This is a genomic window from Pseudomonas sp. BS-2016, from assembly GCF_001806145.1.
Taxonomy (GTDB): domain Bacteria; phylum Pseudomonadota; class Gammaproteobacteria; order Pseudomonadales; family Pseudomonadaceae; genus Aquipseudomonas; species Aquipseudomonas lundensis.
Map to the genome: position 1 here is coordinate 477,134 of NZ_MLCT01000013.1, position 17,834 is coordinate 494,967.

24 protein-coding genes are annotated in these 17,834 nt (G+C 61.4%); 8 read left to right on the forward strand and 16 right to left on the reverse strand.

Features of this window, described 5'->3' with window-relative positions:
• Nucleotides 1–43: 43 nt before the first annotated feature.
• The 16 genes from BKD70_RS04240 to sctW form a co-directional block, all read right to left on the reverse strand.
• A complete protein-coding gene (locus tag BKD70_RS04240; RefSeq protein WP_047278283.1) occupies nucleotides 44–856 on the reverse strand; it encodes a helix-turn-helix domain-containing protein in 813 nt (270 codons plus the stop codon).
• Nucleotides 857–1,115: 259 nt separating this feature from the next.
• Nucleotides 1,116–1,520 (reverse strand): YscW family type III secretion system pilotin, encoded by a 405-nt coding sequence (locus tag BKD70_RS04245; protein ID WP_047278281.1) that lies wholly within the window; start codon nucleotides 1,518–1,520, stop codon nucleotides 1,116–1,118.
• Nucleotides 1,517–1,762, reverse strand: a complete 246-nt coding sequence (locus BKD70_RS04250) for a T3SS regulon translocated regulator ExsE family protein (RefSeq protein ID WP_047278279.1) — start codon at nucleotides 1,760–1,762, stop codon at nucleotides 1,517–1,519. Before BKD70_RS04250 ends, BKD70_RS04245 begins: the two co-directional genes overlap by 4 nt.
• Nucleotides 1,763–1,769: 7 nt before the next feature.
• Complete coding sequence (locus tag BKD70_RS04255) at nucleotides 1,770–2,213, reverse strand: type III secretion system chaperone (protein ID WP_047278277.1); 444 nt, start codon at nucleotides 2,211–2,213, stop codon at nucleotides 1,770–1,772.
• A 123-nt stretch (nucleotides 2,214–2,336) separates the two neighbouring features.
• Nucleotides 2,337–3,227, reverse strand: coding sequence for a YopD family type III secretion system translocon subunit (locus BKD70_RS04260; protein WP_099421426.1), 891 nt, complete (start codon nucleotides 3,225–3,227; stop codon nucleotides 2,337–2,339).
• A 10-nt stretch (nucleotides 3,228–3,237) separates the two neighbouring features.
• Nucleotides 3,238–4,404 (reverse strand): type III secretion system translocon subunit SctE, encoded by a 1,167-nt coding sequence (sctE, locus tag BKD70_RS04265; protein ID WP_047278276.1) that lies wholly within the window; start codon nucleotides 4,402–4,404, stop codon nucleotides 3,238–3,240.
• Nucleotides 4,385–4,882, reverse strand: coding sequence for a SycD/LcrH family type III secretion system chaperone (locus tag BKD70_RS04270; protein ID WP_047278274.1), 498 nt, complete (start codon nucleotides 4,880–4,882; stop codon nucleotides 4,385–4,387). The genes sctE and BKD70_RS04270 overlap by 20 nt, the downstream gene beginning before the upstream one ends.
• A gap of 10 nt (nucleotides 4,883–4,892) precedes the next feature.
• Entirely contained in the window at nucleotides 4,893–5,837 is a 945-nt protein-coding gene (locus tag BKD70_RS04275; protein ID WP_047278273.1) for a virulence-associated V antigen, read from the reverse strand.
• A 9-nt stretch (nucleotides 5,838–5,846) separates the two neighbouring features.
• Nucleotides 5,847–6,131: an LcrG family type III secretion system chaperone gene (locus tag BKD70_RS04280; protein ID WP_047278270.1), complete on the reverse strand. Its 285-nt coding sequence runs from the start codon at nucleotides 6,129–6,131 to the stop codon at nucleotides 5,847–5,849.
• A 36-nt stretch (nucleotides 6,132–6,167) separates the two neighbouring features.
• Nucleotides 6,168–6,602 carry an LcrR family type III secretion system chaperone gene (locus BKD70_RS04285; RefSeq protein ID WP_047278268.1) on the reverse strand — a complete coding sequence of 145 codons (435 nt, stop codon included), beginning with the start codon at nucleotides 6,600–6,602 and terminating at the stop codon, nucleotides 6,168–6,170.
• Nucleotides 6,599–8,722 (reverse strand): type III secretion system export apparatus subunit SctV, encoded by a 2,124-nt coding sequence (gene sctV, locus BKD70_RS04290; RefSeq protein WP_047278266.1) that lies wholly within the window; start codon nucleotides 8,720–8,722, stop codon nucleotides 6,599–6,601. Before sctV ends, BKD70_RS04285 begins: the two co-directional genes overlap by 4 nt.
• Entirely contained in the window at nucleotides 8,715–9,047 is a 333-nt protein-coding gene (locus BKD70_RS04295) for a tetratricopeptide repeat protein (RefSeq protein WP_047278264.1), read from the reverse strand. Before BKD70_RS04295 ends, sctV begins: the two co-directional genes overlap by 8 nt.
• A 5-nt stretch (nucleotides 9,048–9,052) precedes the next feature.
• On the reverse strand, nucleotides 9,053–9,418 hold the full coding sequence (locus BKD70_RS04300) for a YscX family type III secretion protein (protein WP_047278262.1): 366 nt from the start codon (nucleotides 9,416–9,418) through the stop codon (nucleotides 9,053–9,055).
• Nucleotides 9,415–9,786 (reverse strand): type III secretion chaperone SycN, encoded by a 372-nt coding sequence (gene sycN, locus BKD70_RS04305; RefSeq protein WP_047278260.1) that lies wholly within the window; start codon nucleotides 9,784–9,786, stop codon nucleotides 9,415–9,417. Before sycN ends, BKD70_RS04300 begins: the two co-directional genes overlap by 4 nt.
• Nucleotides 9,787–9,795: 9 nt before the next feature.
• The gene (locus BKD70_RS04310; protein WP_047278258.1) at nucleotides 9,796–10,071 is read right to left on the reverse strand and encodes a TyeA family type III secretion system gatekeeper subunit; all 276 of its coding nucleotides are present in this window, start codon (nucleotides 10,069–10,071) and stop codon (nucleotides 9,796–9,798) included.
• On the reverse strand, nucleotides 10,052–10,927 hold the full coding sequence (gene sctW / locus BKD70_RS04315) for a type III secretion system gatekeeper subunit SctW (RefSeq protein ID WP_047278256.1): 876 nt from the start codon (nucleotides 10,925–10,927) through the stop codon (nucleotides 10,052–10,054). The genes BKD70_RS04310 and sctW overlap by 20 nt, the downstream gene beginning before the upstream one ends.
• 207 nt (nucleotides 10,928–11,134) lie before the next feature.
• Between sctW and sctN the strand changes: the two genes are divergently transcribed.
• Genes sctN through sctU form a run of 8 tightly spaced genes read left to right on the forward strand, consistent with a single transcriptional unit; the run spans nucleotide 11,135 to nucleotide 17,808 of the window.
• Nucleotides 11,135–12,457: a type III secretion system ATPase SctN gene (sctN, locus tag BKD70_RS04320; RefSeq protein ID WP_047279179.1), complete on the forward strand. Its 1,323-nt coding sequence runs from the start codon at nucleotides 11,135–11,137 to the stop codon at nucleotides 12,455–12,457.
• Nucleotides 12,454–12,921 (forward strand): YscO family type III secretion system apparatus protein, encoded by a 468-nt coding sequence (locus BKD70_RS04325; protein ID WP_047278255.1) that lies wholly within the window; start codon nucleotides 12,454–12,456, stop codon nucleotides 12,919–12,921. Before sctN ends, BKD70_RS04325 begins: the two co-directional genes overlap by 4 nt.
• A complete protein-coding gene (locus BKD70_RS24990; protein ID WP_169859485.1) occupies nucleotides 12,918–14,138 on the forward strand; it encodes a type III secretion system needle length determinant in 1,221 nt (406 codons plus the stop codon). The genes BKD70_RS04325 and BKD70_RS24990 overlap by 4 nt, the downstream gene beginning before the upstream one ends.
• Nucleotides 14,135–15,061 carry a type III secretion system cytoplasmic ring protein SctQ gene (gene sctQ / locus BKD70_RS04335; protein ID WP_047278253.1) on the forward strand — a complete coding sequence of 309 codons (927 nt, stop codon included), beginning with the start codon at nucleotides 14,135–14,137 and terminating at the stop codon, nucleotides 15,059–15,061. The genes BKD70_RS24990 and sctQ overlap by 4 nt, the downstream gene beginning before the upstream one ends.
• A complete protein-coding gene (gene sctR / locus BKD70_RS04340; protein WP_047278251.1) occupies nucleotides 15,058–15,717 on the forward strand; it encodes a type III secretion system export apparatus subunit SctR in 660 nt (219 codons plus the stop codon). Before sctQ ends, sctR begins: the two co-directional genes overlap by 4 nt.
• Nucleotides 15,714–15,980 carry a type III secretion system export apparatus subunit SctS gene (gene sctS, locus BKD70_RS04345; protein ID WP_047279175.1) on the forward strand — a complete coding sequence of 89 codons (267 nt, stop codon included), beginning with the start codon at nucleotides 15,714–15,716 and terminating at the stop codon, nucleotides 15,978–15,980. Before sctR ends, sctS begins: the two co-directional genes overlap by 4 nt.
• A complete protein-coding gene (gene sctT, locus BKD70_RS04350) occupies nucleotides 15,977–16,765 on the forward strand; it encodes a type III secretion system export apparatus subunit SctT (protein ID WP_047278249.1) in 789 nt (262 codons plus the stop codon). Before sctS ends, sctT begins: the two co-directional genes overlap by 4 nt.
• The gene (gene sctU, locus BKD70_RS04355; protein ID WP_047278247.1) at nucleotides 16,762–17,808 is read left to right on the forward strand and encodes a type III secretion system export apparatus subunit SctU; all 1,047 of its coding nucleotides are present in this window, start codon (nucleotides 16,762–16,764) and stop codon (nucleotides 17,806–17,808) included. The genes sctT and sctU overlap by 4 nt, the downstream gene beginning before the upstream one ends.
• Nucleotides 17,809–17,834 lie beyond the last annotated feature (26 nt).

The window sequence follows — 17,834 nt, forward strand, 5'->3', positions numbered from 1 at the left end:
CGCGAGTGACTTGCAATAAACGTCAGTTTTTTTTAGTCCGGGGCTATTCTTTGCCCTGCCGCGAACGGCTGGGGGTACAGCCAAATCGACGACGGTAACTCTGGGTGAAATACGACTGGCTGGAAAACCCGCTTTCCATGGCAATGTCGACAATGCTCATCTCGCTGTTGAGCAGCAAATGGTGCGCGTACAGAATGCGCCGCTCACTGATCCAGGCCCTGGGCGAGACGCCGTAGACCGAACCGAACAACTCCTTGAACGTGGTCAGGCCCATGCCGAACTCGCGGGCGAATTCGCTCAGGCGCCACTCCTGTAAATAATTGGCCTCCATGAACGCCTGCAACCGCTCCACTTGCCGGTTGCCCTGCTGGCGCAACATGGCCATCAAGGCCGGGCCTTGCGGACTGAATGCAAACAGCATCAACAACTCTTCAATGCGCAACACCGCCAGAGCGGGCGGGTGCTCGTGTTCCAGTAATGCTTTGATCCCTTTGACACAGTCGGCCAGCAACGGGGTGCTGGCAAACGCGATCATCCCGCTGCTGGGTTCTTCACAGCGCTCAACTTCGCTGAGCAACGCGCCGAAGCGCTGTATAAAACTTTGCAAGCGCGTAACCGTTAACGGAATCCACAGAATGCGACTCTCCTGACCTTCAGTGCTCACGACGTAATTACCGCGTCGGGCAAATATCATTTCACCGGGCGCAATACGCAACGTGGTGCAGACATCTTGAACAATCAGTTCACCTTCAATAAGTATGGCAATTCCTTCTTCGGGGTTGGACTTGAATTCGAAGGTGGGCATACACCATCGACACTGCGTTATTCGTTGGCCACGTAAACTGGCACCTTGCATAGGTAGTGATCCTGAACGTGTGCGGCGTATTGACGCGTCATTACTGACAGACGTATGAGCACACTCTATCTCCATGCACATGCGGTCATTCGCATATAGCAAATTCTTGAAAGCAAGCCAGGTCATGAATAAGAGTAATTATTCAAATTTAGAATAATTACTCTTATTCAATGAACCGCTCAATATGATTCGAACTGTTGGTGTTTCGGCTGCGTGCCGAAATCGTTTAATTATTTATAACCAGACTTGCAACACGGTGTTACCAAGGTGTGTTTATCCGGCAGTTCGGATAGCACGTTAAAGGGGTCAACTGCAGCTGCGCCGCTTGGCCGGGCACAACCTGTCGCCACCCGCGTGCCTGAACCGAACCGGCCTCGGACCACGCCAACTCACTTCTGATCAACCACTGGCGATCCGTCGCAGCGGGGACGTGAAAACTGAACCCCAGCGGCAGGGCGCTGACCCGATAGTCCGACTTCGCGACCCTTCGCGGTTGCCCGGCCACCACTTCATACAGGCGAACACGCACATAAGCCGCCCGGGTCAATACCAGGCGGCTGCTCACGTTCCCTGTGAGGTCCAGCGTGTGTGCAGGGGCGGCGGGCTGGCTGATACACCCCGACAAGGCACTGACCAGCAGTGCGCCCATCGCCGCGCGCTTCATGGCAACCGGACCCGGCGCTCATGCAAGGGCGTGATGTCGCCGTCCAGTAACCGTTGCAGCCGTTGCTCGCTGTGAGGGCTGGTCTGCAACTCGGTGCCGAGCCAGTCCAGCAGCTCGGCCAACGTGATCTGCGCCTGAGCGGGGTTGGCCCCCGGCGTCAGCGCACGGCCGTTGAAATGGCCCACCTCTGTCGGGCCTTCATTCGCGGATAACGGCGCAATGCCCGCGCTTTCGATCTTCATCACAGGCTCACACTCGCATGCCTGCAGGCTGGGCTGCCGGCGGCGTGACACGCACGTGGCCGGGCAGCAATTGCTGCCAGAACTCGGCGTGGTCAAGCAGGTTGGCCAACGTGCGCTCGAAGTTTTCCAGCGTCAGCTCGGCGGCTGGCAACTGGGCGTACAACTGCACTTGACCGGTTTGCTCGTCAAACCCGAAATGCAGGTCGAACCGATACCAGCGGCGATTAAAACTCGCCAATTGACGGAAGATGCCTTCCCCCAGTGTGTCCAGACCGGCCACATTGGCTTCCATGACCAGCCGATCACGGCCACCCAAAAGCACCAGCGTCACGTGTAACTGTTCATCAAACAGCAACGTCGCGACCCCGTCTGCGTCGAGCGACAAGGCGGGCAACCCACTGCGATTGGCAAATTCGGCCAGCAGCCGATTAACCCTGATCGTTAAATCCATGCTTGTCTCCTCGTACCAGGCGAATGCTAGCACCAGGCCACAACCTGATTTTGTCACTGGTAGACTTATCTTTTAAGAAAAAAGCCACATCTCAGTGGCTTTTTTCTTACTCGCATCAATCGATCAAACAATCGCCGCCGCTGCTTTCCAGGCGGCTACGTAGTTCTGAGAAAGTTCATGAAGTGTCTGAATCAGCTCTTTCATGGAGTTAGAGTTATAACTCAATTGTTCATCAACTATCTGTTTGCGACTTTGTGCAATTGACGCATCAACTTCGTCCTCTTTGGCGTTGGCCTGAATGTGTCCTTGCCTGACTTGTACCGAAGTATTGGCCATCTGCCCCAGTGACTGATTAACGCTGTTCATTGCCTGGTAAGTGGTAGTGCGGGTGTCTATTTTTCTCCCGGTTTTAGTCAGCAGTTCGCTATCGAACGCTTGGGCCTGTTCCCAAACAGCGCCGACGGTTTTGCGATCGGCGTCCGACGTTTTGCCCAGTGATTGCATCTTGGCGTCGATCAGTTCGTTGCGCCCGGCAATGGACTTTTCCAGTTGCCCTTCCTGCTTGATGGCCTTGCCATTTTTGCTCGCGCCCACCGCGCCGATGATCGCCGTGCCGACGGCCATGATCCCGGAGATCACTGCCATGGCAATCATCAGGTTGGCGCCCGAACGCATCTCGGTGACCTGGGATTTCTGTGCCTCGATAATCGTCGTGTTTTCGCTGTCGCGTTGCAGCACGCCCAGTTCCCGAGCCTTTTGCGCGATACGAAACAGCAACACCATCAGCTCAACGGTGGTGTCCAGTTCGCGGGTGACTTTGCCCAACGTGGCGGGGTTGAAGTGTTGTGCGGGTTTGACCAGCTCGATGCTGCCCGCCGGTGAGGTGGCAGGAGCCGACACATCGGCGGCCCGGTGAGCCGTCTCGCGGCTCACCGGGGCAGCGCTTTTTTCAACCGGGCCGCTGGAAGCGACGTCACTCAATGCCCGAGGGCTGACACTCATATCAATCATCATGGGGGGCTCCTCAAATGGCCGCAGGGCGGCTGGACAAGTTATGCAGCAGGTCGCCCTTGGCGTTGATCATCTGGAAAATCTGTTCCATGACCTGGGTAAACGCCTCGACCATGCGGGTCAGTTCTTCGCGCAGGATGTCGATCACGGCTTGAAACGCGCTCAGCTCTGCGCGGTTCTCCAGCACGTCGGCCTGGCGCAGGGCTGCGTGGGCCTGATAGCTATTGTTGACGGCCTGAGAGGCGCCGTTGGCCACGTCCAGTGTGACGTCGGCCACTTGCACGCCGAGCTTGGCGCCATGGGACATGGACAGGCTCGCCACGGTGCCGAATTTGCTGCCAAATTCAGTGACTTTGCTGGCAATCGTGGCCGTGAGTTCTGCCACTTTAGTGCCCATCTTCGCGCCCAGTTTGGCCACGCCCGCCACTGCTGTGCCGCCAAAACTGGCCACGGCGGCCATCAGGGCCACGGCGATTTCAATGCCCATCAACACCGGGCCGAGTTTTTCCATCGTCTCTTTACTGATCAAGCCCGCCGCCGCAGCGGCCTGCACGGACTGGGACACAATGCCCATGACCCCGCCGGCGATCATCAGCGCGCCAGCAATTGCGCCTGCGCCGCTGGCGACCATGATGAGGCCCACGATGATCGAGGCCACGGCACTGACCCACCCAAAAATCTTGGCTGCAAGGCCCGATTTCTGGGCCTCTTTGGCAGCGTCTTGCGACTCTTGAATCTTCTTCTGGTTGTCGTCCATCTTTTGCAGGTTCTGCTCGCGCGCCCGCTTGATGTCTTCCAGTTTGTTGGCTTTTTGCGCGCTTCCCAGCTCGCTGGTGATGCGGGACAGTTCAATCTCGAACGCTTGCGGCGAGCTCAGGCGGGCGGCGGCAAGGCGGGGTACTGCGACAAGCAGTTGTTGTGTCAGGCGGCTACTGTCGTGAATGACCGTGCTGACCAACTGTTTGATGTTGGCCAGCGTCTGCGGTTGCAGGCTGTGGGCAACGCCGGGAGCAGGGGCGGGCAATTGCACGCCCTGCGACGGGACAGCGGACCACGCCTGTGCCTGGACCCGGCTGACGGTGACGTCGTGTTCGCGTTCTGCACGTTTGGGCCCGTCCGGTTCGGCAGTCGAGGCTGCCCCCGGCGTGAGCCCGTTGCGATCAATCGCTGATGCAATCATGGTGTTGATCCTTTCTGATGAGGACGGCTTCCAGTAAAGCGCCTGCACGCTCGGCCAGCGCCGCGTGTGCAGGTTGGGCTGCGGCCAGGGCCCGGGCCGAATAGAAGCCACTTTCGGCTCCGTCGAGATCACCCAGTTGCAGGTGGCACTCAGCAGCGTGAAACGGGAATCGTGGCTCGTTGACGTCAATCACCGCGCCGTAGCTGTAACTCTGCAACGCCAGCTCGAACTGCCCCATGGACTGACGGCATGCGCCCAGCCCGAGGAAGAACCGCACGTCGTAATGGTCGAGCATGCACAGCGCCTGAAACACCTTGTGGGCGCTGTCCCACTTGCCGGCCTGATAGTCGTTGAACGCCAGCGAATAGAGTTGCTCCAGGCTGTCGGCCGACACGTCCTTGAGCATGGCGAGGGTGCCGCCGTCGCGCAAAAACGCTTCCATTTCCTGCTCGCAGGCGTCTTGGGTGGGCTGGGTCATGGGCGTTCCTTTAAATGGCATTGAGAATGTCGCGCAGCAGGCTGTCGTGCTTTTGCACAAAGCGGTTAAGCGCTTCGATGGCGGCGTTGTAGCGCGAGCTGACATCGTTGAGCAGGGTGGTTTTTTCGCTTACTTTGTCGTTCAGCGGCCGCGCGCGATCACCCACCGTCGTGGCCAGGTTGGCGACCGGGTTGTTGTCTTTTTCGAAGGGGTAGTCGGGCTTCAAATCGACGGCCTTGATGGCGCCGCTTTCTTTGGGCACGCCGCTCAAAAAGTCCTTGATGCTGATGCGGGTCTTGCCTTTGCCGGTGTCCATCCCGGTCAACAAGGCGTACTCGGCGCTTTTCAGCCAGCGGCTGTCCTCGCTGTAGCCGTACAGCGTCTTGTCCAGCAGGTTCAGGCCGGTTGTGGCTGAGGTGTCTTCAATGTTGATGGCGCTTTTGGAGGATAAGCGCGCGTTGATCTGCGCCTGCACCACGCTGTAGATCGACAGCTCGCCGGTCAGCGATGTCAACTCGTCGCGCAGCGTGAGGCGCTTGGCGTCCTGTTGCTCCATGACGGCGACGTACACGTCGATCACGTCATCGTCGAGCGTGTCGGATGTCAGGTCGGCATGGGTCAGCGCCAGAAAATCGCTCAGCGGCCATGGCGTGGCAGGGTGTGCCTTGGCGTAAGCGGCCAGGGTCTTTTTCACCGCCTCAAGCCCGCTTTGGGTCTGGCTCGCGTACCAGCCGTTGGCAACCTGCGCCTGGGGTGGCAACAGGTACGCCAGCACCTTGGTCATCTGCTCCGGGGTCAGGGGCGTGCCGTCATGGGTGACGCGGATATTCAGCCTGCCCAGTGTCTGTTGCAGGTCGGCCAGCGCGCGGGTGTCTTTGCCGCGCAATTGGTCCAGCGACGCACCGTTCAGGTCGCTGAGAAACGGCGTGGTTTTGCTGTAGTGGGAAATGCTCATGCTGAGTCCTTAAACCATAAGCCCGCGCATCCGGGCAGGGCGCCGCACGCGGCTGCCTGCTTGGGCGGCAGGTCGTTGGGCGGCGCGCATGCGCTCGACTTCCTTGAGCAGCTCTTGCTCGGCGGCCTGTATCAAACGGTCGTGGCCGGGACGAAACACCCGGTCACGCACCTCGGGAGACAGCCCCAGGCCTTCCCACATTTCAGACAGCAGGCGGCCGCGCTGGGCATTGTTTTCAATGGTCAGCCGGGCGGCCTGGACGGTCGTGGCGAGGGGGGCAGGGTCTTTGTTCATGCGCTCTATAGTAGGGATAGCGCGCACGGCTTCCTGTCAGGCACGGTCGAGTTTTTGTCGTTTTCGCATGTGCTGTAGCGAGCACACGCGGCTTACGTCCAGCTCGAACCAGCCGGGTTGCGGTTGATGGGCGCCCGCCCAGCGCTGATAGAAACGGCCCAGGCGCGCAGCCGCCAGCGGGCTGTGGGCCAGTACCTCGACATTCCCGTACAGCGAGGCCGGGGGCGGCAGCACGCAGCGCGCCGCTTCGGCCAGCAGATACAAAGGCGCAAAGGGGTTGGCCAGGCCGAGGCGTTCGTCGAGGCGGCGAAACATCACAATCCACACCCGCGCGCCCTCGCAGCGCCACGCGACTTCGCAACCGCCAGACATAAATTGCCAGCCCAACTGAAGGCCTGTGTTGCGCAGAAAGTGCGGGCGCACGCCCCGGCCGCTTTGCTCGAACCAGTCACACAGCGGGTCGCGGTTCACAGGGCAATCCTGCCCAAGGGCTGAATGTTGATTTGCTGCGTCAGCTCCTGATACGACAGCACCGGCAACCCGTAGTAATCGCTTTCAATCAACTTGCGCACGTAGCGGCGAATGTCCATTGAAACAATCAGCACCGGCTTGCTCTGCATGCCGGACAGGTCGCCCACGGTTTGGCGCACTTGCTGTAAAAACGCCTGGGTCACGGCCGGGTCCAGCGCCAGGTAACTGCCCGCACTGGTCTGGCGGATGCCACCGCGAATCTGTTCCTCCACCTGCTGGTCGAGCAAGTAGGCGGGCAAGATGTTGTTGCCGCTCGAGTACTTGTGGCAGATGTAGCGCTTGAGGCTACTGCGGATGTATTCGGTGAGCTGCACCACATCCTTTTCCTTCTGCCCCCACTCCACCATGGCTTCGAGGATCGAACGCAGGTTGCGGATGGAAATGTCTTCGCCCACCAGCCGCTGGAGGATTTCGGTCATGCGCTGCAAGGGGATGATGCGCAGGGCTTCCTTAACCAGTTCGGCGTAGCTGTGCTCCATCTGTTCGAGCAGGTAGCGGGTCTCCTGAATCCCGATAAAGTCTTCGGCGTATTCGCGCAGCACGTGGGACAAGTGCCAGGTCAGCACCTGGTCCATGCTCAACACGCTGCAACCTGCCCGCTCAAGGCGTGGCCGGTGTTCTTCGCCAACCCACAGCGTGGGCTGGCCCGGCAGCACTGGGTCGCCTTCTTCGAACGGCACGCCCAACAGTTCCAACTGGCTGCTGCGTTCCTGCACCAACAGCTGCGCCGGGCGCAGGCGGCCCCGCGCGACAGGCACTTCCTGAAGCTGGATCAGGTAGTCACCGTCTTTCAAGCCTTCATTGAAACGCAGGTGAATCCCTGGAAACGGCACCCCGAAGTCCAGGTACAGGGCGCGACGTACCCGCACCAGTTCTTCATTGAGCGAGTAGCCTTCCAGGCTCTGCTGCAGGCTGGCGTCGACGTCGATCAGTAACGGCACGGTCATGGCGAACTCTTCCTTGTCACTCAGGCGCCCGCCCTTGGTTTTGCCGGGCGAAGGCTTGCCGCGAGGCTTGACCGAAGGCGCGCCCGCCCCTTGTGCCAGCAGCGTGGGCAGGTCGTGGGCTTCGCCTGCCGCCGCGGCACTGCGCTGGCGCAGCACCATCCAGTAACCGCCGCCGCCCACCAGTAATGCCAGGGCGAAAAAGGTCACGGTCGGGAAGCCCGGAATCAGCCCGAACAGCACCAACAGCACGCCCCCGATCATCAATGCCTTGGGCTGCGCCACGACCTGATCGCCGATGTCGCTGCCCAGATCGGTTGACGTGTCTGACGAATCGCGGGTGACGATGATCCCCGCCGTGATGGCGATCAACAGCGCCGGGATCTGCGTGACCATGCCGTCGCCCACGGTCAGTACCGAGTACAGCTGCAAGGCATCGGCGGCGGTCATGCCTTTTTGTGTGACGCCTATGGTGATGCCGGCCAGGATGTTGACGAAGATGATGATCAGCCCGGCGATGGCGTCGCCTTTGACGAACTTCATGGCGCCGTCCATCGAGCCGAACATCTGGCTTTCCTTCTCGATCATCGAGCGTCGCTCGCGGGCTTCGTTGACGTCGATGACCCCGGCGCGCATGTCGCCGTCGATGCTCATTTGCTTACCGGGCATGGCGTCCAGCGAGAAGCGTGCGCTCACTTCGGCCACGCGTTCCGCGCCTTTGGTTATAACCAGAAACTGCACGATGGTGATGATCAAAAACAGAATGCAGCCCACCACGAGGTTGCCGCCGACCACGAAGTTGCCAAAGGTTTCGACGATCTTCCCGGCGTCCGCTTCGAGCAGGATCATCCGCGTGGTGCTGACCGACAGCGCCAGCCGGAACAGCGTGGTAATCAGCAGCACTGCGGGGAACACCGAGAACTGCAAGGGCGAGTTTATGTAGACCGACATCATCATCAGCACCACCGAAATGGTGATGTTCATCGCGATCAGGATGTCCAGCAAAAACGGCGGCAGCGGCAACACCATCATGAACACCACCGCCAGCAGCATGATTGCCAGCATGATGTCTTTACGGGCGCCGAGGCGGGTCAGAAACTCCGTGAGTTCAGGCATGGGTATCCCGCAGGGCAAGGAAGTGCTCGTAATCGGCGCGGGCCTGTTCCAGTTGGCCTTGCAGCTGGCGCGCACGGCTCAGGCAGGCCCAGAGTGCCGGGTCCTGTTCGCCGTCGGCCAGCAATTGCTCACAGTGCTGTTGGGCCTGGGCGCCCAGGTCCAGTTGCAGCAATGCCACCACCAGCGCCTTGCGCGCGTCGCGTTGGCGGGGTTCTGCACTGAGCAGGGCTTCAAAAAACGTGCGGGCGCGGCCCGGTTGGGCGCATTGCAGTTGCACCCATCCGAGCAGCAACAGCAGGGTTTGCTCAACCGGTTTCAAGCTCATGTCACTCATACCTTGTGCAACAAATTCAGCGCCACGTGCAGCAGTTGCTCGTCGTCACTGCGCGCGGCAATCAGCTGTGCCGCCGCGTGCAGGTGAGGGTCCGGCGACGCTTCCAGGGTCTGGCGTAATTGGGCGAGGGCCTGGCGAAACGCCTGGGGGCGCAGCAGTTCGTGAAAATGCCGGGAGGGGCGTGCCAGATCCAGCCATTGCTGTTCGGCACGACGGGCCGGGTACAAGGCATCGAAATGCGCCTCCACACTGTGGCCGTCCGGCGGCAACACATAGCGCTCGGGCAGCCCGGCCAGGTCATGGGCGCTGTCGACTTCGCTGAGGTGCTCGATCCCGATATGCAGGCCGCTGATGCGACTCACGGGGCCAGCACTTCTTCACGCACGGCGATCAGCGTGCGCAGTGCTTGATGCAACACCGGCACCGTGACCCGCCGCGCCTCCAGGGTGATAAACAGCAGCAGGCGCGATTCGCCCGCCCAACCACAGCGCAGCGGCAACGGGGGCGCGGCCCGGCTGTAACAACGCGACAGGGCGCGCAGCATGCCCTGATGCGCCTGATGCCACGGCAGCTCCAGCGCCAGCCAGAGCGTCAGCCCGTGGGCATGCCGCTCCAGTTGCAGGGTGCCTGCGTGCTCGAATTCCAGCTGCACCAGGTCACTCAACGGCGACGGCAACGCCACGCCCATGTCCTGACAGAACCGGGTCAGCGCCTGATCAATCCACTGCATGCTGTGTTCTCATTGGGCTTGCCATTCGTCCTCTTCCTGATCGATGGCCAGATCCATGGCCAGCTGACAGGCGTTGAGCAGGTTGTGCCGCTGTTCCTCATCGGCAAATGTTTCGATGGGCAACAGGCGCAGCAGGCGTTTGATTTCACGGTAGAAGGTGATGAGTTCGGCCACGCTGTGCAGCGGCATCGACTGGCCCATGCGCTGAATGTCCTGCACCGTGACCCAGCGTTTATCCACCAGTGAGACCAGATCGCCCATCAGTTCAGAAGGCCCGTATGCCATGCCCTTGCTCTCCCGTGACCAACGCTTTCCATAGCGCATGAACCTGATCCGACAGGCCGCACAGCACTCGCAGCTTGGCCATGTCGCTCATCACCCGCTCCAGCTTGACCGGGTCGAGGTGAGCTTGCTGGCTGTCCAGATCGGCACTCAGGGCTTTCATCATGAACCCTGTCACGCCTTCGATGGCGGAGCTGGCGAAGCGCGTCTGAATGTCCTGCCAGGCCGCAGACAGGCCTTTGTAATCAAGGACGGCATCGCGGTAGGTGTCGCGCAGCGCCTGCACTTCGCCCAGCCCTTGGGCGTGTGCCTCAAAGGCCAGCGGGCCGATGCTCAGGCCGGTTTCAATTGCGGCGCCGTGTTCTTCGGCCATCTGCAACAGGGCTTGATCGATCAACGCCAACAGCGCGCGGGCGTCGGTTTTGGCGGCCAGCGTCTGACGCGCAAACGACAGCGCCACAAACTGGTGGCTGACCTCGCCGGAAAAGCTGTTGAGGTAGGCCTTGAGCTGCGCCATGTGGGTGAGCTGCCCGCTGGACAGTTGCGCCACCAGGGTGTCGAGTTTTTGCTGGCGGTCGAGGTCGGGCACCTTGTGCAGGTACTCTTCGAGCATCTCCTGAACTTCGCTCAGGCGCGCTTGCCCGTCGCTGATCTTGCGTTTGGCCAGTGACTTTTCCACCCGCTCGGAAAACGCGAACGTCAGTTCTTCAGCGGCATCGGCCATCGACTGGCTGGTGGACACGTAGTGCACCCGCTCGCCCTGAAAACTGCCGCTCAAGCGTGGGTCGGGGCTGCGCGACGGTTCGACCTCGCGATCCCGTGGCGCGGTGGGTGCCAGCAGGTTCTGGATGTTGGCCATAGAGGCACTCGCTCTCGTGCAGCTGTGAAGAAGAGCGCCATTGTAAAAATGCGCGGCTGGCGGCGGCTGCCAAAATCCGTCGCATTTTTTTAGGCTGCCCGTTTAAACGACTGGCCCAACCAATTTATAAAAACTCTCGGCCGAGACTGAAATTTCCTACAGAAGCTTCTCTTTAAAATGGCGGCCAGCCCCACACCCAAGCCGACCATGCCCCTCTCTTTTGACCCCATCGCCGATCAGATGCAGCACGTCATTGAACAATGCCGGCTGATTCAGATCCGTGGCCGGGTGACGCAAGTCACCGGCACGTTGCTCAAGGCCGTGGTGCCGGGCGTGCGCATTGGCGAGTTGTGTCACCTGCGCAACCCGGACCATTCGTTGTCATTGATGGCGGAGGTCATTGGTTTTCAGCAGCATCAGGCGTTGCTGACACCGCTGGGAGAAATGCACGGGATTTCCTCAAACACCGAGGTCAGCCCGACCGGCACCATGCACCAAGTGGGCGTGGGCGAACATTTGCTCGGGCAGGTGCTCGATGGCTTGGGTCAGCCTTTGCAAGGCGGACCCTTGGGCGAACCGGCCGCCTGGTATCCGGTGTATCGCGACGCGCCCGCGCCCATGAGCCGCCAGCTGATTACCCGCCCGATTTCATTGGGCGTGCGCACCCTGGACGGGCTGTTGTGTTGCGGCGAAGGCCAGCGCATGGGGATTTTTGCAGCGGCGGGCGGCGGCAAAAGCACGTTGCTGGCGACGCTGATGCGTAACGCTGAAGTGGACGTGATCGTACTCGCGCTGGTGGGTGAGCGCGGGCGCGAAGTGCGCGAATTCATTGAGTCCGACCTGGGCGAAGAGGGCCTGCGGCGTTCGGTGCTGGTGGTGGCGACCTCCGACCGGCCCGCCATGGAACGGGCCAAGGCGGGCTTCGTGGCGACCAGCATCGCGGAGTACTTTCGCGATCAGGGCAAGCGGGTGTTGCTGCTGATGGACTCGGTCACCCGCTTTGCCCGTGCCCAACGGGAGATCGGTCTGGCAGCGGGCGAACCGCCCACGCGCCGTGGCTATCCACCGTCCGTGTTTGCCGCCTTGCCGCGGTTGATGGAGCGCGCCGGGCAATCGGACACCGGCTCGATCACCGCGCTGTACACGGTGCTGGTGGAGGGCGACGACATGACCGAGCCGGTGGCCGATGAAACCCGCTCGATCCTCGACGGGCACATCATCCTGTCGCGCAAGCTGGCGGCGGCCAATCACTACCCGGCCATCGATGTGTTGCGCTCGGTGAGCCGGGTGATGAACCAGATTGTGACCCCCAGTCATCGGCACGCGGCCAGTCAGGTGCGCGAGTGGATGGCCAAATACGAAGAAGTGGAATTGCTGCTCAAGATCGGTGAGTACCAGAAAGGCCAGGACCCGATTGCCGACCGCGCCATCGACAAGATGCCTGCGATCCGGGACTGGTTGCGTCAGGGGACTCACGAACTCAGCAACTTGCCGCACAGCCTTGCCCAACTGGAGGCCCTTGCCCAGTGACCTTGCACACGCTGTTAACCATCAAGTCCTTGCGCGCCCGGCGGGCGGAGCAGGAACAACATCGCCATCAACTGCGGGTACAGGCCTGCCGACACGCCCAGGCCCTGAGCGTGACCGAGCATCAGCAGTACCAACAGTGGCGTCAGGCCGAGGAAGCGCGCCTGTTCGAGCAGTGCAAGGAGCAGCCGTTCAACCGGCAGAAACTGGAGCGGTGGCAACAACAGGTGGCCCTGTTGCGTGAAGAAGAAGCCCGCCTCGAACAAGCGATTGCCGAGCGCACGCATGTGCTGGTGCAAGAGCGCGAGTTGTGGCGCTTGAGCCAGCGCAAGCTGCTGGACGCGCAGCAACAGGTGGAAAAATTCACCGAATTGAGCCGCCATGCACTGGACGAAGAACGCCACATGAATGAGTTGAAAGAAGAAATGGAACTCGATGAATTCCGTCGTCCGGACGTGATGTCATGACCCGCATCAGCCCGGTCGAACCTTCGCTGCCGGGTGAGGCGCCAACCCCGATGCCCCCTGAAAAAGCGCTGCAACAGCACTTTGAACAGGCACTGCTTGCACCGCGAGTGAACGTGCCGACACCGTTGCGCCCGACGCTGTCGGCGCTGGGCAGATCCTTTCAACAGGCTCATCACGCGTTCGCCCAGTTGCTCAGAGGGCCTGAACCCCAGGCGACACCTGCGCCCCCGGCCGACGAACAGCACAGGCAGCACGCCGCAGAAGCGTTCAATGTCGAGGACAGGGCGCAGCGCCCGCCCGTGCGTGCGATGGAGACCTTAAAACCTGCTGTCGACGTTGCCGAGGGCTGCGAACCTGCAGCGGTACACGCCAAGACGCACGATCATGCTCAGCCCCTCACCGCCGCGCAACTGCCTGCCCGACACCCTGCCATCGACACGTTAAATACCGTTGCGGACGCTGCCGAACCTGCCGAACCTGCCAGAGACGTCATGCCCGAGGGCGTTAGCCTCCCTTTTGCAGCCCAACAACCGGCGCAGATACCGCCCTTTCACACCGCTGCCGTCGCTGCCGAACCGGCGAAGCACGTCAAGCCTGAAGGCGATACCCAGCCGCTCACCGCCGCACCGCTGACGCTGCGGGAGGCGTTGAAAACCATCGTGTCCATCGCCGCAGGTGACGTACACCCTGTCGATTCCCACGGCGCAGCGGCGCCGGTTGCGCCTGCGAACGACAGCCGCGCTCAGGATGACCCGCCTCAGGACGAGCCGACTCGCGATCTGCCCCTGGTGGATGACCCGCCTGACGCGTTCGCCGCCTTGATGACCCCCGGCGACAAGCTGCTCGCCCGTTTACAGCCCACTCCGGCCGCCCCCGTTTTGACGCGGGACGTGCAGCAGTTGCTCAGCGCGTTGCAGCCGCACATCCAGTGCGCTGTCACCCCCACCGGCAGCGCCAGTGTGGTGCAGGTGCATTTGCCGCAGCTCGGGCATGTGGAGGTGCAGTTGGTGACGATTCACGGTCAGTTACAAGTCGATATTCAGGCCAGCCCCGGCAGCCTGTTGCAGTTGCAACTGGCGCGCCATGAGCTGCTGGAGCGTCTGCAACGGGTCAGCCCGGAGCAACCGGTGCACCTGTCATTCAGCAATGCCCAGGACGGCGATCAGCGCTCGCGTCAGCGGCGCAGTGTGTATGACGAGTGGGAGCCGCAGCCATGAACGGCTTGGGACTTAAGGCGGTCGAGCCGCAGGAGTGGGCGTTGCAGCAACGCCTGGCGGTGTGCCGCAGCCGCTACCCGTTTGAGGACGGGCACGCGCAATTGGCGGTCAGCCATCCTCCGGCGGGTCTTGATATGGCGCTGCGGGTTCACTGGCGCGGCGTGCCGCTACGCTGGTTGTGCCACCGCGCCTGTCTGGCGCAATGGCTGGCGCCACGCTTGCAGGAGGCGGCTTTCGCCAGTTTGCCCCCCGCCCTGCAACTGGCGTTGCTGGAAGTGGAAGCGGCGTCGTTTAACGGCCTGGTGTGGGAGGCCGTCGAGCCGTGTGTGCCGACCGCGCGATCCCCTTGCTTGAGCCTCAGCCTGTCCCGTGGCAGCGAGCAGTTAGTGGGGTGGCTTGAGGGAGATCCCGGCGCGCTGCTGGCCATGCTCGCGCCCCGGCCGTTGCGCGAAATGCAGCCTGTGGCGCTGGTGTTGTCGTTGCAGTGGGGCCCCGTGGCGCTGACCCCCGCGCTGTTGAATTCGGTCTGCCCCGGCGATGTGCTGCTGTTGCCTGCGCACCACGACGCGCAAAGCCCGTTGCTGGCCCATATCGAAGGGCGCCCGTGGGCGCACGTTCTTCCTGAAGACTCTCACCTCAAGGTACTCGCCATGCACACACCGCCCCCGACTGACCCCGACCACGCCCTGGCAGGCCTCGATCAACTCGACGTGCAGGTCAGTTTTGAGGTGGGTCGTCAAACCCTCGACCTGCACACGCTGGCAGCGCTGGAGCCGGGCGCGCTGATTGATCTGGCCTGCGGGCTGGAAGGCGAGGTGCGCATCCTGGCCAATCAGCGCTGCGTCGGCACCGGTGAGCTGGTGCGCATTCAGGATCGGTTGGGGGTGCGCGTCACCCGCCTGTTGCCGGGCAGCGCCGCATGATTCAGTTACCGGACGAACTCAGCCTCATCATGGGGCTGGCCTTGCTGGCCCTGTTGCCGTTTATCGCGGTGATGGCCACATCGTTTATCAAAATGACGGTGGTGTTTTCGCTGCTGCGCAACGCGCTGGGCGTGCAACAAATCCCGCCCAACATGGCGATGTATGGGCTGGCCATTATTTTGAGTGTGTACGTGATGGCCCCCGTGGGGTTCGCCACCCGCGACTACCTGAAAACCCATGAGGTGAGCCTGAGTAAAACCGAATCGGTCGAGTTGTTTCTCGATGAAGGCATGCAGCCGTACCGCGATTTTCTCAAGCGTCAGATCCAGACCCGCGAGCACGCGTTTTTCGTCGACAGCACGCGGCAGATCTGGCCCGCCGAATACGCCGACCGTCTGGAACCCGACAGCCTGCTGATCCTGCTGCCTGCGTTCACCGTCAGTGAGCTGACCCGCGCGTTTGAAATCGGCTTTTTGATCTACCTGCCGTTTATTGCCATCGACCTGATCATCTCCAACATCCTGCTGGCGATGGGGATGATGATGGTGTCGCCGATGACCATTTCGCTGCCGTTCAAACTGTTGCTGTTTGTATTGCTCGACGGCTGGGCGCGCCTGACCCATGGGCTGGTCATCAGTTACGGGGTGTGGCCGTGAACAACGCCGACATCCTGCACTTCACCAGCCAGAGCCTGTGGCTGGTGCTGGTGTTGTCGCTGCCCACGGTGCTGATTGCCGCCGCCGTCGGGACACTGGTGTCGCTGCTGCAAGCCCTGACGCAAATCCAGGAACAAACCCTGGGCTTCGTCGCCAAGCTGGTGGCGGTGGTGGTGACTTTGTTTGCCACGGCGGGCTGGATGGGCAACGAGCTGTTCACGTTCGCGGACATGACGCTGCATAAGGTGGCGCTGGTCCGATGAGCATTCAGGACCTGCAACAGCTGCTGCTGGCCTACACGCTGCTGTTGCCGCGCATCCTGTGCTGTTTTGTGGTGATGCCGATCCTGAGCAAACAGATGCTCGGTGGCGGGCTGGTGCGCAACGGCGTGGCCTGTTCGCTAGCGCTGTTCATCTACCCGGCCGTGGCCGGCACGCTGCCTGCGACCCTGACGGGGCTGGAGCTGGCGCTGGTGATCGGCAAGGAAATCCTGCTGGGGCTGTTGATCGGCTTCGTGGCGACCATTCCGTTCTGGGCGATTGAGGCCACCGGCTTCATCATTGACAACCAGCGCGGCGCCTCGATTGCCTCGACCCTGAACCCGACGCTGGGCAGCCAGACCAGCCCCACCGGGTTATTGCTGACGCAAACCCTGATCACGTTGTTTTTCTCCGGCGGCGCGTTTTTGATGTTGCTCGGGGCGCTGTTCCAGAGCTACGTGAGCTGGCCGGTGGCGACGTTTTTTCCGCACGTGGGCGAGCAATGGGTGGTTTTTTTCTACAGCCAGTTCAGCCAGCTGCTCAGCCTGTGCGTGCTGCTGGCCGCGCCGCTGTTGATCGCGATGTTTCTGGCAGAGTTCGGACTGGCCCTGATCAGCCGATTTGCGCCGTCGCTCAACGTGTTCATTCTGGCCATGCCGATCAAAAGCATCATCGCCAGTTTTTTGCTGGTGATTTACCTCAACGTCCTGATGACCCACGCCTATGACAGCCTGTTGCTGGCGCTGGACCCGGTGCAGTTACTGACGCCGGTGCTGGAGGGGCGATGAGCGGTGAAAAAAGCGAACAGCCCACGCCCAAGAAACTGCGCGATGCGCGGGTCAAGGGGCAGGTGGTCAAAAGCCGTGAAGTGGTGTCCACGGCGTTGATTCTGGCCTTGGTCGCGTTGTTCATGGGCGCCTCGTCGTACTACATGGAACACTTGGGCGGCCTGATGCTGATGCCCGCCACCTACCTGAACCTGCCCTTTGGCCAGGCCTTCGAGCTGGTGCTGGAAAACCTCATGCAGGAGCTGGTGTACCTGTGCCTGCCGATACTGGCCGTGGCTGCGCTGGTGGTGATCGCCTCGCACCTGGCGCAATACGGCTTTCTGCTCAGTGGCGACGCGATCAAGCCTGACCTCAAAAAGATCAACCCGGTGGAAGGCGCGAAGAAGATCTTTTCGGTTCGCAGCCTGGTGGAGTTTCTCAAGTCCACCCTCAAGGTTGCGCTGTTGACGCTGTTGGTGTGGGTCACGCTGGAGGGCAACCTCAACGCGTTGATTCGTTTGCCCGCCTGCGGCCTGGGCTGCATTGCACCGGTCATCGGCCTGATGCTTGAGCAGTTGATGCTGGTATGCGGTGTCGGCTTTGTGCTGATTTCAGCCGCGGACTATGCGTTTGAGCGCTACCAGCACAACAAGCAGTTGCGCATGAGCAAGGACGAGATCAAGCGTGAGTACAAGGAAATGGAAGGCAGCCCCGAGATCAAGAGCAAACGGCGGCAGTTTCACCAGGAGCTACAGACCAGCAACCTGCGCGCTGACGTGCAGCGCTCGTCGGTCATCGTCGCCAACCCTACGCACATCGCCATTGGCATTCGATATGTGCGGGGCGAGACGCCGTTGCCGCTGATTACCCTCAAATACACCGACGCCCAAGCGCTTCAGGTGCGGCGCATCGCCGAGGAAGAAGGCATCCCGGTTTTGCAGCGCATCCCGCTGGCGCGCGCGTTGTATCAGGGCGGTCATGTGGATCAGTACATTCCGGCCGATTTGATCGAGCCCACGGCCGAAGTGTTGCGCTGGCTGGCCGACTTGCACAAAGAACCGTAAATCCGGCTGATCGTGCAACCTGGCAG

Excerpts from the sequence above, each read along its gene's own strand:
- BKD70_RS04240 (WP_047278283.1), bottom strand. The coding sequence starts at position 856 with ATGCAAGGTGCCAGTTTACGTGGCCAACGAATAACGCAGTGTCGATGG.
- BKD70_RS04245 (WP_047278281.1), bottom strand. The coding sequence starts at position 1,520 with ATGAAGCGCGCGGCGATGGGCGCACTGCTGGTCAGTGCCTTGTCGGGG.
- BKD70_RS04250 (WP_047278279.1), bottom strand. The coding sequence starts at position 1,762 with ATGAAGATCGAAAGCGCGGGCATTGCGCCGTTATCCGCGAATGAAGGC.
- BKD70_RS04255 (WP_047278277.1), bottom strand. The coding sequence starts at position 2,213 with ATGGATTTAACGATCAGGGTTAATCGGCTGCTGGCCGAATTTGCCAAT.
- BKD70_RS04260 (WP_099421426.1), bottom strand. The coding sequence starts at position 3,227 with ATGATGATTGATATGAGTGTCAGCCCTCGGGCATTGAGTGACGTCGCT.
- sctE (WP_047278276.1), bottom strand. The coding sequence starts at position 4,404 with ATGATTGCATCAGCGATTGATCGCAACGGGCTCACGCCGGGGGCAGCC.
- BKD70_RS04270 (WP_047278274.1), bottom strand. The coding sequence starts at position 4,882 with ATGACCCAGCCCACCCAAGACGCCTGCGAGCAGGAAATGGAAGCGTTT.
- BKD70_RS04275 (WP_047278273.1), bottom strand. The coding sequence starts at position 5,837 with ATGAGCATTTCCCACTACAGCAAAACCACGCCGTTTCTCAGCGACCTG.
- BKD70_RS04280 (WP_047278270.1), bottom strand. The coding sequence starts at position 6,131 with ATGAACAAAGACCCTGCCCCCCTCGCCACGACCGTCCAGGCCGCCCGG.
- sctV (WP_047278266.1), bottom strand. The coding sequence starts at position 8,722 with ATGCCTGAACTCACGGAGTTTCTGACCCGCCTCGGCGCCCGTAAAGAC.
- BKD70_RS04295 (WP_047278264.1), bottom strand. The coding sequence starts at position 9,047 with ATGAGCTTGAAACCGGTTGAGCAAACCCTGCTGTTGCTGCTCGGATGG.
- sycN (WP_047278260.1), bottom strand. The coding sequence starts at position 9,786 with ATGCAGTGGATTGATCAGGCGCTGACCCGGTTCTGTCAGGACATGGGC.
- BKD70_RS04310 (WP_047278258.1), bottom strand. The coding sequence starts at position 10,071 with ATGGCATACGGGCCTTCTGAACTGATGGGCGATCTGGTCTCACTGGTG.
- sctW (WP_047278256.1), bottom strand. The coding sequence starts at position 10,927 with ATGGCCAACATCCAGAACCTGCTGGCACCCACCGCGCCACGGGATCGC.
- sctN (WP_047279179.1), top strand. The coding sequence starts at position 11,135 with ATGCCCCTCTCTTTTGACCCCATCGCCGATCAGATGCAGCACGTCATT.
- BKD70_RS24990 (WP_169859485.1), top strand. The coding sequence starts at position 12,918 with ATGACCCGCATCAGCCCGGTCGAACCTTCGCTGCCGGGTGAGGCGCCA.
- sctQ (WP_047278253.1), top strand. The coding sequence starts at position 14,135 with ATGAACGGCTTGGGACTTAAGGCGGTCGAGCCGCAGGAGTGGGCGTTG.
- sctR (WP_047278251.1), top strand. The coding sequence starts at position 15,058 with ATGATTCAGTTACCGGACGAACTCAGCCTCATCATGGGGCTGGCCTTG.
- sctT (WP_047278249.1), top strand. The coding sequence starts at position 15,977 with ATGAGCATTCAGGACCTGCAACAGCTGCTGCTGGCCTACACGCTGCTG.
- sctU (WP_047278247.1), top strand. The coding sequence starts at position 16,762 with ATGAGCGGTGAAAAAAGCGAACAGCCCACGCCCAAGAAACTGCGCGAT.